The following is a 15,543-nucleotide window of genomic DNA, read 5'->3' as shown; positions in this document are numbered from 1 at the left end:
CCTCCAGGGGGTCGTCGTCATCCAGCTCGATGCCGACTACGCCCAAAAGGTTTGGAAGAACGACCGGACGAGTTTCCGTACGGCGTCGCTCGCGCACGACCTGCTGCCGACCAGCTTGGCGCGCTGTACCGCAGTCATCAGGCCGGCCGCCTGCAGCTGCGGCGCGAAGGCCGCGTAGTCGGTCCAGATCCAGTGGTTCGCATTGGCGAGCTGGACGCGCCGCACTGGTCCGCCCTGCGCGATGACAGCCGACCACGTGCGGTCGAAACGCGCGTCCCGGAACCCGTCTGTTCCTGCCAGCAGCAACGGTTTCCGGGCGATCGGATAGAGCTCTCCGTCCAGCGTGTCCAGGTAGCCCTCCAGATTGACCGCGGCCCGGACACGCGGGTGCTGCAGAGACACTGCGGCCGTCGCACCACCGGCAGAGTGTCCGTAGACGCCGACCCGTCGCAGGTCGATCGGAGCGTCCAGCTCGGACAGGTGGTCCAGGACGAACCGCAGGTCGGCGAAGCGGGTGTTCATCATGACCTTCGACTGCACTGGGTCCGTCTGCACGTCCGGACTGATCTCGATGACCCGCAGCCGGCCGTCCGGGAACACGACCTCACTTGCCTCACCAGGGTGGTCGACCGAGATCACGACGTACCCGTGGCTTGCGAGCTCCTCGGCGATCGAGGTGCCGATGGTGCGTGGGTCGGCGCCGCCCGGGCTGTAGAGCAGCGTGGGGCGCCGTCCGGGGAGGGCGGGCGCATCGACGTACGCGTGGGTCTGGGTGGCTGCCCAGTTCACTCCGCTGGTCGGGAGCTCCGGATGCAGCAGTCCGGCGTCCAGCCCCTTGAAGACCTCGGCTGCGGCCGGTGCGAGCTGGGGAGCTCGCTGATGGCCGCGTACGACGGTTGCGGGGTAGAAGGCCGTCAGCGCGAGCTCCCGGGTGGTCGCGCCGTTCCATGGGTCCGTGCGACTCGTGTCGGTCAGCGAGTGGGTCGTCGTACCGACAGGCCAGGGGCCGGTCGGGGCCGGGAGGCGCAGGGTCAGCTCAGTGGTTGCTGCGGAGGCGGTCTGGAGTTGGATGGCGCCGGCCACGGCGGAGGCGGCGGTGGCGGTCAGGAACGTTCGTCGTCTCATGTCCCCGACGCTGTCAACTGAGCTGCCGCGGGTCAGCTGACCGGACAGGATCTCCACCCGGAGTTACGTCTCCGGGTGGAGCCCCAGTGGACGTCAGGCGCCGGTCAGCGCAGTGCCGGCCGTGTAGTAGCGGAAGTACGAGTCGGTGGCCGGGAAGGTGGTCGGGACCTTGCCGAGGCCCTTGATGACCGTGGCGGCGCCGTTGGCGTGACCGACGGCGTACAGATAGCCCGCGCCGGTGCCCTTGTCGATGCCGAGCAGCAGGGTGCCGTAGTTGCCGCACTTCTCGGCGATCAGCGTGTCGAAGCTCTGCCAGGTCGAGGTGCGGATCTTCGTCACCACCGGCTTGCCGGAGCCGGTCGGCACCTGGACGGTGTACAGAGCGCCGCCGTTCGTGGTGGCCAGGAACGTGTCGTACGCGCGGCCCTGACCGATCAGCGTCATCGTCTTGACGGCACCGAAGCCACCGAACGTCGTGTAGTACTTCCAGCCGCTCGGGGTGACCGTCCAGCGAGCAATCAGTCCGTCAGTGAACTGATTGATCAACGAGTAGACGTTGGACCGGTTGACGCCCGAGGCGGAGTACCGGCTCAGCTCGACGTACTTGTGCAGCTCGTCCCAGCCGCCGCCGACCAGGGACTGATCGACCGTACCCGGCACGACTGCGGTACCGGTGCCGTCGGTGATGTAGCTGGTGCCGTACATCCGGGTACCGATCGCAACCAGCCCGGTGCGCTCCTCACCGGCCGGTACGACGAGCTCGGTGCGTACCGCGGTCGGCAGGTGCGCCTGACCGTCCGGGTACAGGTCCTTCGGACCGACCTGGCGAGCACCGGCGGACGGTGTCGCCGTGATCGTCTGGCTGGTGTGGTCGCCGCTCGGAGTGACCGAGCCGAGGCGCAGTGAGCACGCTGCTGTCTGGGCTTGTCGCCCGGCCGGCGTGGCGCCGGCTGTCGGGGTGACCAGGGCACTCGTGGTGAGCGCTCCGATGGCGATCGCGCCCAGCGCGCGCCGGTACTTCGTCATCTGGATCTCGCCCTTCGTCGCAGGTTCGGAGGCGCGTGCCTTCGAGGAATCGATGCGGGCGGACACCCGATTGTTGCGGCCCACAGGTGCATCAAAGGGATAACGCCGGGATGCGGCGCGCCTGAGACATGGCCCGCTTGTCGGAAGTGCGCCGTACTGTGGGTGGTGTGAACCGGCGAATCTTCGGTCTGGAGAACGAGTACGGCGTCACCTGTACGTTCCGCGGGCAGCGGCGACTGACCCCGGACGAGGTGGCGCGGTACCTCTTTCGGCGGGTCGTGTCCTGGGGGCGGAGCAGCAACGTGTTCCTCCGCAACGGGGCCCGGCTCTACCTCGACGTGGGCTCCCACCCGGAGTACGCGACCGGCGAGTGTGACTCGGTCACCGACCTGATCGCGCACGACAAGGCGGGGGAGCGGATCCTCGAGGGTCTGCTGGTGGACGCGCAGAAGCGGCTGCACGACGAGGGCATCTTCGGCGACGTCTACCTTTTCAAGAACAACACCGACTCGGCCGGCAACAGCTACGGCTGCCACGAGAACTACCTGGTCTCGCGGCACGGCGACTTCGCCAAGCTGGCCGACGTCCTGATCCCGTTCCTGGTCACGCGGCAGCTGATCTGCGGCGCGGGCAAGGTGCTGCAGACGCCGCGCGGCGCGGTCTACTCGGTCAGCCAGCGCGCCGAGCACATCTGGGAAGGCGTGTCGAGCGCGACCACCCGGTCCCGCCCGATCATCAACACCCGCGACGAGCCGCACGCGGACGCCGAGCGGTTCCGCCGGCTGCACGTGATCGTCGGCGACTCGAACATGTCCGAGACCACCATGCTGCTCAAGGTGGCCAGCACCGACCTGGTGCTGCGGATGATCGAAGCCGGCATCGTGATGCGCGACCTCACCCTCGACAACCCGATCCGGGCGATCCGCGAGATCAGCCACGACATGACGGGTCGCCGTGAGGTCCGGCTGGCGAACGGTCGCGAGGCGTCGGCGCTGGACATCCAGATGGAGTACCTGACCAAGGCCCGCGACTTCGTCGACCGGCGCGAGCTGGGGACGCCGGCCGTGGAGCGGGCGCTGTCGTTGTGGGAGCGGACGCTGAAGGCGATCGAGTCCGGCGACCTGTCCGGGATCGAGCGCGAGATCGACTGGGTGATCAAGTACCGGTTGATCGAGCGGTACCGCTCGCAGAACAACCTCGGCCTGGCGAGCCCGCGGGTCGCGCAGCTCGACCTGGCGTACCACGACATCCACCGGCCGCGCGGTCTGTACTACCTGCTCGAGCGCAAGGGTGCGGTGACCCGGGTCGTCGATGATCTGCGGGTCTTCGAGGCCAAGTCGGTGCCGCCGCAGACCACGCGAGCGCGGCTGCGCGGGGAGTTCATCAAGCGCGCGCAGGAACGCCGCCGCGACTTCACCGTCGACTGGGTGCACCTCAAGCTCAACGACCAGGCTCAGCGCACAGTCCTCTGCAAAGACCCCTTCAAGTCCCACGACGAAAGAGTCGAGAAGCTCATCGCGAGCATGTAGTCCTCGGCTAAATGAAGTGCTCGGTCGCCATGTGCTCTTTAGAAAGAGCACATGGCGATTGACATTCGGCCTGTGACCGCGGCCGAGACGAAGGAGTACCTGCGCGTCCTGCCGTTCGTGAACGGGTTTCCGCAGGAAGAGCCGGAGCCGTCGGCCTGGTACGCCGGGCAGGCGGCCTGGCCACCGCAAGTTCCGGCCACCGCGGCTGACCTGGAGCGGTACGCCGAAGACGTGCAGGCGGACTGGTTCCGGCCCCAGGCGGCGTTCGTGGACGGGAAGATCGTCGGTGGGTCCGCCATCGTGTCCGTGCAGGTCACCGTTCCGGGTGGGCGGCAGTTGGACCTTGGCGGAGTGACGTCCACCGCGGTGTTACCGACGTACCGGAGGCGCGGGCTGCTGCGGAAGGTGATGACCGCGATGCTCGCGGACTGCCGGGAGCGTGGTGAGTTCCTGGCCGGGCTCAGTGCGAGCGAGGGGACGATCTACGGGCGGTACGGGTTCGCGCCCGCGACGTTCCAGCACCGCTGGGAGGTACGGCGTACCGATGTCGCGTTCCGGTCCGCGTTCACGGATCCGGGGGCGCTCGAGTTGGTGGACGGCGCGGTCGCGGCGGAGGTCTGGCCGGTACTGTACGAACGCGTGCGGGCCGAGCGGGTGGGGGAGATCAGCCCGCTGCCGGGGAAGTGGCAGGGGCTCGCGGCTGGTGGGGCGCCGGGCGACGGCTCGGGCCCCGCGCACCATCTGGTGCATCGCGACGCAGCGGGTGTGGTGGACGGGGCGGCGATCTTCCGGTTGCCGTGGTCACCGGATCCGGCGCGGGCCGGCGTATTGCAGGTGGAGTCCTTCGAGGCGTTGACGTCGACTGCGTACCGCGCGTTGTGGGGGTTGCTGCTCGACTTCGACCTGACCAAGAGCGTGGTGGCCGCGCGTCGGCCGGTCGACGAGCCACTGCGGTGGATGCTGACCAATCCACGGGCCCTCAAGCTGACACGCACCCGCGACAACCTGTGGCTGCGCATCCTCGACGTACCGGGTGCTCTGGAGGCTCGTACGTACGCAGCGACCGATTCCCTGGTATTGGACGTATCGGACGACCTCTACGGAGCAGGCCGTTGGCGACTCGACGCCGGCCCGGACGGAGCTTCTTGTACTGCGGTTAGCGGCTCGGCGGACCTCGGGCTCGGTGTCAACGAGCTGGGATCGCTGTACCTCGGCGGCGTCCGCGCGAGTGAGTTGGCGTCCGCGGGCCGGATCGACGAACACACTCCAGGGGCGGTTTCGCGTCTGGACGCGTTGCTGCGACCGGACCGGGCTCCGCACAATGCCGTCGGGTTCTGAGCGGTGTGACTGTACGTGGTGTGACGCAACGGTGACGCGGGCAGGCGGCCGGCTTGTTGAATCAGCAAGCTAGGGTGGGCGCGTCGTTGACCGAGGCGAGCGGCGCTGAGCGGCGCCGGGATGGTTCGAGGTGCTGGTTTCGTGCGCAAGTTGTTGAGTCTGGTTGTGGTCGCCGCGCTGGGGGCGTCCCTGGCGGCCTGTGGCTCCGGAAAGGACGAGTTCGGGGCAGGCGGGATCAAGGTGACCTCGGACTTCGGGCAGAAGCCGACCGTCACGCACCGCGAAGGTGACCCCGAGAAGCAGCTGGTGACCGAGGTCCTCAAGGAGGGCGACGGTCCCGAGGTGAAGAAGGGCGAGCTGCTCACCGCGAACTACCTCGGCCAGATCTGGCGCGACGGCAAGGTCTTCGACAACTCCTACGACCGCGGCGCGCCGTCGTCGTTCCCGATCGGCGTCGGTAGCGTCATCGGCGGCTGGGACGAGGGTCTGGTCGGCAAGAAGATCGGCAGCCGCGTGCTGCTGTCGGTCCCGGCCGACAAGGGCTACAAGCAGACCGGCAACGAGCAGGCCGGCATCAAGGGTGACGACACGCTGATCTTCGTCGTCGACCTGGTCGGCGAGGCCGCCAACGACACCCCGCTGGACGCGAGCGCGGTGACCCCGTCGACGCCGACCAAGATCACCGTCAGCGGCGCCCTGAACGCGGAGCCGAAGGTGACGGTCGCGGCCGGCACCAAGCCGCCGGCGAAGCCCGGCAAGCCGGTCGTGTTCGCGCTCGGCAAGGGCAAGCCGATCGAGAAGGGCAGCCAGCTGATCGGCCGCTACGTGGTCTACGACTACACCGGCAAGAAGCAGGCGAGCACCTGGGACCCGCAGCCCGCGACCCAGCAGAGCCCGGCGCAGCCCGCGGCCCCGACCGACCAGCTCCAGGTCGGCCCCAGCGCCACCGGCCAGACCGGCGCCCTGGACGGCCTCGCCGGCATCCCGATCGGCAGCCGCGTTCTCGTCGAGCTCCCGGCGTCGAAGGACCAGGCCGGCAAGACGGTCAACGCCTTCGCCGTCATCGACGTCCTGAACGCCTTCCCGGCCCCGAAGCAGACGGGCCAGTAGTAGGGGTTCTGTAGTCCCCGTTCAGTAGCGTGAAAGTACGGGTTAAGTCCTCCTGGAGAGTCTGGTCGTGTTGTTCGACGACCAGACTCGAAAGGAACTTCTTGTGCGTATGCGTAGCAAGATCATCAGCGGGACCGGAGCCGTGGCCGGACTGGCCCTGGCGGCTGGAACCGCACTGACCATCGCCGCGCCGGCTGACGCGGCGTCCTGCTCGGCGTCCAGCGGACACCTGTACTGCGCGAACAAGGCCAACACGCCGATCTATCTGAACGCCCGGTACGAGAACCCGAAGGGTGCGCCGGAGAAGATCGTCGACACGTTGCAGTCGTCGTACAGCTACTTCAAGTGCTACGTGCGTGGCACGTCCCACGGCGGCGGCAACAACGTCTGGTACAAGACGTACGGCGACAAGAACGGTCGCTGGGGTTACGTCCCCGCGCTGAACGTCTACACCCCGAAGGACCCGTACCCGGGCGTCTCGAAGTGCTGACTCAACCGTGCCCGGCCCTCCCGTAGGGCCGGGCACGGTCAGTTCGTGGCCAGTTCAGGAGGCCGCTTCGGCTGGGGCTCCTCGAGCATCCGCCGCACGTCGTCTGCCGCGAGCGCCCCGGTGCTCTGCAGGTACTCCAGCGCCTCGAGCCGGTAGCTGCGCGCCTCGGTGGTGCGCCCCAGCGCGTTGAGTGCATCGGCGGCGTCCCAGCTGTCCTTCATCGCCGCGTGGGTGAAGCCCAACGACCTGTTCAGGTCACGGGATCGCAGGTAGTAGTCCAGCGCCCGGGCGTGGTCGTTCTGGCGGGCGTGCGACTGGCCGAGGTTGCTCAGCACGATCGCGAGGCTGTCGCTGTCGCCGAGCTCCTCATGGATCTCCACGCAGCGTTCCCACACCCGCTTCCCGTCCTCCTGGCGCCCGAGCTTCACGTAGGCGTCGCCCAGGTTGTTCAGGGTCGCGACCTCACCACGCAGGTCACCACGTGCCCGCTCGAGTTCGAGCGAGCGCTGGTAACACTCGATCGCCAGGTCCGGTCGGCCTTGCTCGCTGCGGAGCGTGCCCACCAGGTTCAGCACCACGCTCTCGCTCGTGTGCTCGCCGTGTGCCCGGCAGTCGGCGAGCAGTGGCTCCGCGATCCGGAGCGTCTCGTCGTACCGCTGGAGCTCCAGATTGGTGGCGGCCAGGTCGCGGCGGGCCATGATCGTGCCACCCACCGGATCAGGCAGCTGATCGGCATACCGCAATGCGGTCTGGTTCGCTGCCAGCAGTCGGTTCCAGTCGCCCTGGCTGGCGAGGGGTACAGCCAGGGCGGCTGCCAATGCGATCGCGACGGTTGGCCCGTCGTCCAGCAGCAGGTGCGCATGGTGCATGGCCGCGAGCAGGTTGTCCGCCTCGGCGACCACCCACTGTGCCGCGTCCGCACCGCTGCTGAAGGCCTCACCGGTTCGGCTCAGGTCTGCGTCGCGCAGTCCGATCGTGCAGCGTCGTTCGCTCGCCGGGTTGAGGGCCCTGCTCGCCTGTCGTGTTGTCGCGAGGACGTGATGCACCAGTCGGGTCGTCGCTGCGGTGCGATCCGCTGGTGCCAGCAGTGCGGCCTGTTCGACGGCGTACAACCTGAGCAGGTCGTGGAGTTCGTAGCGGTCGCCGTGACCGGGCCGGAGCAACTGGGCTTCGACCAACTGGTCGAGTTGCTGCTGTACGACGCGCTCCGGGAGGTCAGCGAGTGCTTCGACCACAGGTGGTGTGAAGTCGCTCAGACCGACGTCGCCGAGCAGTGTGAACGTCCGCGCGACCGGAGCGTCCAATGCCTCGTACCCGACCGCGCAACTGGCCCGGACCGCCAAGTCGCCGTGCTCCAGCTCGTCCAGCCGCGCATGCGCGTCACCGAGCCGCCTCGCAAACCAGTCGAGGGTTCGGTCCGGCCGTCCGGACAGCCGCGCGCCCGCGATGCGCAGGGCGAGCGGCAGCCCCTCGCAGAGCCCGACGATCTTGTCCGTCGCATCTGGCTCCGCTGCGACCCGGTCCACGCCGATCTGCCGTGCCAGCAGGTCTCTGGCCTCTGAGGGAGAGAAGGCACCGAGCCTGACCTCGGTGGTCGGGTCCAGCGCGGCCAGAATCGGCCGGCTCGTCACGAGCACTGCCGCGGGCGAACCACGGCCGGGGAGCAGCGGTCTGACCTGCGCAGGATCAGCCGCGTCGTCCAGGACGATCAGCAGTCGCTTCCCGGCGATGGTCGAGCGGAACCGGGCCGCTGCCTCCTCGACGGCGTCCGGGATCTGCGGGTCGTCGACGCCCAGCGAACGCAGGCACCGGGCCACTGCGTCGTACCCGGACAGCGGAGCAAGGCCGGCGTCTGCACCGTGCAGGTTGACGTACAGCTGGCCGTTCGGAAAAGCATCGGCGACGGCGTTGGCGGCTTCCAGCGCGAGCGTGGACTTCCCGACGCCACCCGGGCCGCTCACCGCAACCAGCTGCGAGTCGTCGGTGCGCGACCGCAGCCGGTCGGTCAACAACACCAGCTCTTCCTCACGACCGGTGAACCGGGTTGTCCCGGCCGGCAGTTCGGCGGGGCGGGTGGTCGCATGCTCCGCGTCGTCGACCAGCGCCAGGTCCAGCTCTGGGTCCTGGGACAGGATCGCCTGCTCCAGCCGACGCAGCTCGACGCCCGGGTCCAGACCCAGCTCGTCGACCAGCGTGTGGCGCGCGTCACGGAAGGCACTCAGGGCCTCGGCGCCACGGCCGCAGCGGTAGAGCGCGAGCATCTGCTGGCTCAGCAACCGCTCGCGCAACGGATGCTGCCGAACCAGATCGGTCAGTTCCGGGACCAGCTCAATGTGCAGACCACGTCCGAGATCGGCCTCGACACGGTCCTCCAGCACCCCCAGGCGCAACTCGGTCAGCCTGCTCGTCTCGCGCCGTACGCTCTCGGTGCCGTCGAACTCCGGGTACGGCGTCCCGCGCCACAGCTCCAGCGCCGCGCCGAGGGCCTCTCCGGCCGCCCGGTGGTCCAGCTGGGCGATCGCTGTTCGGCCGAGCCCCGCGAGCTGCTCGAACTGATCGCTGTCGACCTCGCCGGAGCCGACCCGCAGCGCGTATCCCGGCGGCTGGTAAGTGATCCGGTCCTCACCCAGCACCCGCCGCAGCCGGTGGATGTGGACCTGCAGGTTGTTCTCCGGTGCCGCCGGTGGCCGGCCGTCCCAGAGTTCGTCGACGAGCCGGTCGACGGTCGCTGTCCGGCCTGGCGCGGTGAGCAGGATCGCCAATAGCCGGCGCTGCATCCCCGACCGGATCGCGATGGCCGCGCCCGCGTCGTCGGTGACCGCGAACGGGCCGAGCACCGAGAACCGCATCCGCAACGCCCCCAAGGCCTCGATTCGGTCGGACAACCCTACCGATGCCCCGGGGCCAGAGCGTCCCGTTCAGTGGGTACGGCGGACCGCGCGGCGGCTGAACCACCGGTTCGCGTCGGGGTGGAAACTGAGCACGATCGCGCTGATCACCGCGGTGACATGTGCGCAGCGGATCGCGGCGAACGCGATGAACGACGCGGACCAGTCCAGCGTGCCGAAGTCGCCGTTGTGCCAGAGCCAGTCGATCGGCCCGACCAGCAGGGACGCGATACCGACCGTGCCGAGCAGACCCGTGAGGAGCCAGCGGGACCAGCCCACACCCGGGCGGAAATAGCGGTCGATGACGACGAACAGGCCGCCGTACACGATCGCGCGGAAGGCGATCTGGACGAGCAGGCCGAGGATCGACGTACCGTCGGAGATCGCGCCGAGGACACCGAGAACGGACTCGGCGACACCCGCACCGACTGCCGTGAACCACAGCGTGGTCGCGCCGCGCACGGCGAGCGGGGGCTGCGGCCGGGCGACGTCGTGAATCGTGAGCTCGCGGTGCTTGGTGCTGTTCATACCACCTACTGTCGCCGCACGACCGCTCCCGATCAGGAGTGCTGCGACCCCGATCCAGGTGGACCTGGATCCACCGTTCAGCCGCGCGCCACGCCCGGCGACGGGCGTCTGGCCTGCACCGCCGCGGCGTGCTGGGCAACGGCCGGATAGTTGCCTGAGGTCACCAGCGAGGAGGCGCTGACGGCGTACTCCGTGAAGTCCTGCTGGCTCATCGCGTGCGCCATCACGTCGATGTCCTGCGGCAATCGCAGCGCTTCGCCGAACACGCGCGCGTGGGCGGTCACCAGCAAGGTACGGATCATCGCGTCGCCGCCGCGCTCGTACTCGGGGCCTTGGTACAGGAAGTACTCCGCCTGGACGAACGCCTGCCGGGCGTCGGGATCCGGCGGTATCCCGGCAGCCCGCCGTTCCTCCAGTTGCGCGAGCAGTTCGAACGCTTCCCGCTGCAACGCGTGCCGGTCTGCCTGGTCGCCGGTCTGCGTGACGTACAGGCCTTCGAGCGCGAACGGTACGCCGCGCGAGTTCGCCGCCGCCTCGTCGCGCAGCAGGAGGTTCCCGTTGACGATCCGGCCGTCCGGTGCGACGACCCGGTTCTGCAGCACCTGGCTGTTCGGCGCCTCCGCGTCGAACCGGGCCTGGATGATCGCGCCGATCCGGACCGACATGCGGCTTCCCGGCGTCGGCACACCTTCGGTGAGCTTGCGGGACCCGAAATCGATCACACCGCCACCCTCACCGCGCAGCCCGGCACCGTAGACGCTCAGCCGCGGGTCCGTCGGGTCGATCGTTCGGTGGTACTGCTCGAGTTCGGACTGCGGGCTCCGGCCGCCCTCATGGTGGGCGAGCTGGAACCGCCACTCGGCCAGGTTCCGGTACAGCTGGACGAAGGCCGCCGTCCGCTCGACACCCGTCGTCGCGGCATCCATCCGGTCCCCGAGCCAGGCGAGCGATTCGTTGGCCGCCGCGGCCTGGAACGTGGCGAACGTGCCCTGCTGGTCCCACTGCGCCGGATTGTTGGTGACCTTGATCAGATCCGGCGTCGGGAAGCTCGCCGGGGTGATGATCACGGTACGTCGATCAGGCGGGCCGCGTGCCGACCTGCTGCTGCGGCGGCTTCGAAATACGCGCGGTCCTGGTCGAGGCTGCGGCCCATCGTGGACAGCTTGACGGGCGCCTCCCGCAGCGCGTCGTACAGCCCTTCGACGCCGACCCGCACCACCCGGTGCAGCGCCTTCAGCGGCTCGGCCGCATCGCGGACCGCGTCGCCGAAATCGCCCGCGAGATCCGGTACGACGACATCCGCCGGCTGGAGCGCCACTCGGCCGTACGCGGTCAGGCTGTGGTGCGAGATGCCGCGGTGGCGCGGTCGCGGGTCGGCCTCGGAGATGCGGAGTGACGCGACGGCTCGGCCGCCCAGTGTGCCGGTCGCGTTGACCGCCTCACCTGATTGCACGCCGGAGAAGCCCCAGCGCGTTCCCGTACCCAGATTGCCCGGGCCTTGGGTGATGACGACCAACTCGGCGGACTGGACCTGTACAGCAGTCAGCAGGCCGGTGTGGACAGTCACCGCCTCCTTGTCGCCGCCGTACGCCTGCCCGACGGTCACCGTGCCGCTGAGCCAGCCGGCGTCCCGCAGCGTCGCCACGTTGCGGGAGAACGCCAGCGGGAGCGCACCGCCGTCTGTCATCACGTAAACGACCCGCGTGGTCGGCCGAGCCTCGAAAACGCCCGCCAGCACCGCCGGGAGCGCGGAATGCAGGTCCGCCACGACCACCGGCGTACCGAAGAGGTCGTCGGCGTCACGGAGTACGTCGTGGTCGGGGGAGTCCTGCTCGTCGGCGCCCAGCACCATCGCCTGCAGCGGCGTGTAGCGCGCCTTCACCAGGTGCCCGTGCTCGGGCGGGTCCTCCGGCAGCCGATCCGGTACGGCGACCACGAGCGCGTACCCGCCTGTCCCGAGACCGCGGTCCAGAGCGCCGACGTTGAGCAGCACCCGGTCACCGGTCACCGGCGTACCAACCAGGTCCGGGTAGGCCAGTGCACGCACAGCCTGTTCCCCGACCATCACTGTCAGTTCGACCGCCCCGGCCCAGCTCCGCCCGACCGCAGTCACCACACCATCGCGCCACCGAATCACAGCCAGAGATTATCGGGTCGAACCGGTGTTCGAAGTTTCGGTGTGGAAAGGCGGGTTTTGGACGCCTGCAGGCCGTAAGGTGGTCGGGTGTCGGCGCGGAAGAGTGAGCGACTGCTCAATGTGGTCATCTGCCTCCTGGTCGCGCGCACCTACGTGACCAAGGAGCGGATCCGCGAGGTCGTCGAGGGGTACGCGGGCCAGACCGACGACGCCTTCGAGAAGATGTTCGAGCGGGACAAGGACGAGCTGCGCGACCTCGGCATCCCGATCGAGATGGGCACCATCGACAAGTTCTTCTCCGACGAGGTCGGGTACCGGATCCGCCGCGACGTCTTCGAGCTCCCCGAGGTCCACCTGGAGCCGGACGAGGCCGCCGTGCTCGGTGTGGCCGCGCGGGTCTGGCAGCACGCCGGCCTGTCCGAGGCGACCACGTCGGCGGTGCTGAAGCTGAAGGCAGCCGGCATCCAGACGGACCAGTCCGCACTGAGTGCCATCGAGCCGCACGTCGGCGCGTCAGAACCGTCCTTCGACCCGCTCTGGGCCGCTGTCGTCGCGCGACAGGCCGTGCGCTTCCAGCACCTGCGGAGCGGTGCATCGGAGCCCGCCACGCGGACCCTCGAGCCCTGGGGCATCGTCTCCTGGCACGGCCGCTGGTACGTCGTCGGTCGGGACAGGGACCGTCAGGCGACCCGCATGTTCCGCCTGTCGCGCATCGGCGGCGCTGTGAAGACGGTGGGGGAGCCAGGCGCGTTCACCGTGCCTGAGGGGACGGACCTGCGCTCGCTGGTGACGGAGCTCGCTCCGCCGCGTCCGACGTCCGAGGCGAAGGTGCGGGCGCGGACCGGTTCGTGTGTGAGCCTGCGGCGGCGCGCGAACGCGATCGAGCCCTACGAGGACGGCTGGGACCTGCTGCACGTCCCGTACGCCGACTCCTCGGTGCTGGCCGAGGAGATCGCGTCGTACGGACCTGATGCGGTGGTCGAGGGGCCTGGGGACGTCCTGGACGGAGTTCTCTGGCGGTTGCGGACGGTGGCGGGGGCATGAGCAACGCGCGTGACCAGGTGCAGCGGCTGCTGGCTCTGGTGCCGTACCTGCGGGAGAACGACGGTGCCCGGGTCGACGACGTCGCGAAGGAGTTCGGCGTCCGGCCGCGGCAGATCATCGCGGACCTGAAGGTGCTGTGGTTCTGCGGGCTGCCGGGTGCGCAGATGGGCGATCTGATCGAGATCGACATCGAGGCGGCCGAGGGTGACGGGGTCATCCACATCAACAACGCTGACTACCTGGCGCGCCCGCTGCGGCTGGCCGCCGCGGAGGCGCTCGCGCTGCTGACCGCGCTCCGGACGCTGCGCGAGGTGACCGCCGGCCCGGACCGCGACGCGGTGGACCGAGCGATCGCCAAGCTGGAGTCCGCGGCCGGTGAGGCTGCCGCGGCCAGCGAGGGTGCCGCCGCCCACGTCCACGTCGAGCCGGCGGCGCCGGAGATCGCGGCGATCGTCAACCGCGGACTGGCCTCGAAGCAGCGGTTGCACCTGACGTACGACGTGCCCTCGCGCGACGAGACCACCGAGCGGGACGTCGATCCGATGCGACTCGTCGTCTCGGAAGGCCGCACGTACCTGGAAGCGTGGTGCCGGCTGGCCGAAGACGTGCGGCTGTTCCGTCTGGACCGGATCGCGGCCGTCAAGCTGCTGGACCTGCCGAGTGAGCCGCCGCCCGAGGCAACGCCTCGCGACCTGTCGAACGGCATGTTCCAGCCGTCCGAACAGGACCTCCTCGCCACGCTCATGCTGGCGCCTCCGGCCCGTTGGGTCGCCGAGTACTACCCGAACGAGTCCGTCGAAGAGGGGCCCGACAACTCCCTGATCGTCAAGCTCCGGGTGGCCGACACCGCCTGGCTGCAACGCCTCGTCCTCCGCCTGGGCGGCGCCGCCACGGTCCTGGACCCGCCCGACCTCACCACTCAGATCGCCGCCACGGCCCGCGAAGCGCTCTCGGCGTACGACGATCAGCTCAGCCCTGGCTGAGGAGTTTCTCGAGGGGCGACCGGAAGCGGGGTGTGACGCGGACGCCCGCCAGCCAGGCGGTCCAGCGCTCGGCTTCGGTCTCGACGCGCTCTGTGACGCCGGCGCCGACGTCTTCCAGGAGTTGGAAGCGGACCTCGCCGGATTCCGGTTGGCCCCAGGCGCCGATGATCTGGCCGTTGGACCAGATGGTGGGGCCGACATTGCCGGTGGTGTCGAAGAGCTTGGACTTGTGCGGGCCGAGGAACCATTCACGCTCCTTCCAGCCCATCGGCGTCGGGTCCAGACCGGGAAGGAACGCGACCCACGGGTCGACCTCGACCTCGGGAGCCTCGTCGCCCGGGAGGACGTAGCCGACCTGGCCGTCGTCGAGGTCCACCGCGACGGCCTCCACCGCCGCGAGGGCCTTCTTCGTCTGACCGAGAGTCCAGCCCGCCCACCACTGCAGATCGGCCAGCGTGCCCGGCCCGAACGACGTCAGCCAGGCGCGCGCGAGCGTCACCCGAGCGTCCTCGGCGGCGGGCTTGTCGCGGGGGCCCTCAGGCAACCAGTCCGCTGCGGGCGACCACTGGTGCTGCCCGCTCAACCACGTCCCCAGCGGGCGTCCGCGCACGATCCGCCCCTCGGCGGACAGCTGGAACAACACGCGACTCGTCACGTACGGCTGAGCGGCGTACGACTTCCCAGCCGCCATGTTCAACCGCGTCCGCAGCCGGGGTTCGTCGGCGGACAGCTCCTGCGCCGTCGCCGACCCACGCAGCGCCAGCGCGGTCGCCGTCGACTCCTCGACCGCGGCGAGCCAGCGCCCGCAGGCGTCCGCGTCCTCGGCGACGCCTGCCTCACCCAGATGCTTGACCAGCAACTTCCGCTGCTTCACCGCGATGTCGTCCGTACACGCCGCTTGCACGACCGGCGCGAACGGCGTCGGTACGACGAACACGGTCCGCCGCATGCCGAGCATCCGGATCAGCGAGCGATCGTCGTACAGCGCACGCTCCGTGCCCGCGACGTCACTCCCCGGAACGCGGGCGGCGACGCTGAGATGCACCGTGGCCGGATCGGTGGCGTGCAGCGCGACCATCGCCGCGGCCGCCTCGACCGGGTCCGCCGCCTGGCAGCCCGCTCCGAGCCGGTGCCGCCGCCCGAGCCGCGTACGCCGCTCCTCGATCCCGATCCGCACCATCCGCGACCCCTCGCCTCGCCAGACAACCATCCAGAACCATCCGAAACCACGCTCAGGACAGCTCATCACGCGCGGGGTTCCACCCTGCGAGACACTCGGTTTTACCATCACGTTCCGACACCGTTGTCCACCGAGACCCACCGCAGGACGTGGGTCCCGGGCCAG

13 protein-coding genes are annotated in these 15,543 nt (G+C 69.4%); 6 read left to right on the top strand and 7 right to left on the bottom strand.

Features of this window, described 5'->3' with window-relative positions; all coding sequences use genetic code 11:
- Positions 1–36: 36 nt before the first annotated feature.
- Together ACWGID_RS27055 and ACWGID_RS27050 are read right to left on the bottom strand one after the other, a co-directional pair.
- Positions 37–1,125: an alpha/beta hydrolase family protein gene (locus tag ACWGID_RS27055; RefSeq protein ID WP_452201132.1), complete on the bottom strand. Its 1,089-nt coding sequence runs from the start codon at positions 1,123–1,125 to the stop codon at positions 37–39.
- Between the two features lie 93 nt (positions 1,126–1,218).
- Entirely contained in the window at positions 1,219–2,235 is a 1,017-nt protein-coding gene (locus ACWGID_RS27050) for a hypothetical protein (RefSeq protein WP_452201130.1), read from the bottom strand.
- Between the two features lie 83 nt (positions 2,236–2,318).
- Between ACWGID_RS27050 and pafA the strand changes: the two genes are divergently transcribed.
- From pafA to ACWGID_RS27030, 4 genes are all read left to right on the top strand, one after another.
- Positions 2,319–3,680 carry a Pup--protein ligase gene (gene pafA / locus ACWGID_RS27045; RefSeq protein ID WP_141852932.1) on the top strand — a complete coding sequence of 454 codons (1,362 nt, stop codon included), beginning with the start codon at positions 2,319–2,321 and terminating at the stop codon, positions 3,678–3,680.
- A gap of 51 nt (positions 3,681–3,731) precedes the next feature.
- A complete protein-coding gene (locus ACWGID_RS27040; RefSeq protein ID WP_452201128.1) occupies positions 3,732–5,018 on the top strand; it encodes a GNAT family N-acetyltransferase in 1,287 nt (428 codons plus the stop codon).
- A gap of 141 nt (positions 5,019–5,159) precedes the next feature.
- The gene (locus ACWGID_RS27035; protein WP_452201126.1) at positions 5,160–6,128 is read left to right on the top strand and encodes an FKBP-type peptidyl-prolyl cis-trans isomerase; all 969 of its coding nucleotides are present in this window, start codon (positions 5,160–5,162) and stop codon (positions 6,126–6,128) included.
- Between the two features lie 109 nt (positions 6,129–6,237).
- Positions 6,238–6,618 (top strand): hypothetical protein, encoded by a 381-nt coding sequence (locus tag ACWGID_RS27030; protein WP_452201124.1) that lies wholly within the window; start codon positions 6,238–6,240, stop codon positions 6,616–6,618.
- 38 nt (positions 6,619–6,656) lie between these two features.
- On the opposite strand, the gene ACWGID_RS27025 is transcribed toward ACWGID_RS27030, so the two are convergent.
- The 4 genes from ACWGID_RS27025 to ACWGID_RS27010 form a co-directional block, all read right to left on the bottom strand.
- Complete coding sequence (locus tag ACWGID_RS27025; RefSeq protein WP_452201123.1) at positions 6,657–9,503, bottom strand: BTAD domain-containing putative transcriptional regulator; 2,847 nt, start codon at positions 9,501–9,503, stop codon at positions 6,657–6,659.
- Between the two features lie 33 nt (positions 9,504–9,536).
- Positions 9,537–10,034, bottom strand: coding sequence for a hypothetical protein (locus ACWGID_RS27020; protein WP_452201121.1), 498 nt, complete (start codon positions 10,032–10,034; stop codon positions 9,537–9,539).
- A 77-nt stretch (positions 10,035–10,111) separates the two neighbouring features.
- A complete protein-coding gene (locus tag ACWGID_RS27015) occupies positions 10,112–11,101 on the bottom strand; it encodes a hypothetical protein (protein WP_452201119.1) in 990 nt (329 codons plus the stop codon).
- The gene (locus ACWGID_RS27010) at positions 11,098–12,171 is read right to left on the bottom strand and encodes a DUF3866 family protein (RefSeq protein ID WP_452201118.1); all 1,074 of its coding nucleotides are present in this window, start codon (positions 12,169–12,171) and stop codon (positions 11,098–11,100) included. The genes ACWGID_RS27015 and ACWGID_RS27010 overlap by 4 nt, the downstream gene beginning before the upstream one ends.
- Before the next feature lie 87 nt (positions 12,172–12,258).
- Between ACWGID_RS27010 and ACWGID_RS27005 the strand changes: the two genes are divergently transcribed.
- Together ACWGID_RS27005 and ACWGID_RS27000 are read left to right on the top strand one after the other, a co-directional pair.
- Positions 12,259–13,215 (top strand): helix-turn-helix transcriptional regulator, encoded by a 957-nt coding sequence (locus tag ACWGID_RS27005; RefSeq protein WP_452201116.1) that lies wholly within the window; start codon positions 12,259–12,261, stop codon positions 13,213–13,215.
- Positions 13,212–14,198: a helix-turn-helix transcriptional regulator gene (locus tag ACWGID_RS27000; protein WP_452201114.1), complete on the top strand. Its 987-nt coding sequence runs from the start codon at positions 13,212–13,214 to the stop codon at positions 14,196–14,198. The genes ACWGID_RS27005 and ACWGID_RS27000 overlap by 4 nt, the downstream gene beginning before the upstream one ends.
- On the opposite strand, the gene ACWGID_RS26995 is transcribed toward ACWGID_RS27000, so the two are convergent.
- Positions 14,185–15,408 (bottom strand): winged helix DNA-binding domain-containing protein, encoded by a 1,224-nt coding sequence (locus ACWGID_RS26995; RefSeq protein ID WP_452201113.1) that lies wholly within the window; start codon positions 15,406–15,408, stop codon positions 14,185–14,187. The genes ACWGID_RS27000 and ACWGID_RS26995 overlap by 14 nt on opposite strands.
- Between the last annotated feature and the right edge of the window lie 135 nt (positions 15,409–15,543).

The organism is Kribbella sp. NPDC054772 (assembly GCF_053611945.1).
This window is presented reverse-complemented; position numbering and strand designations above follow the sequence as displayed.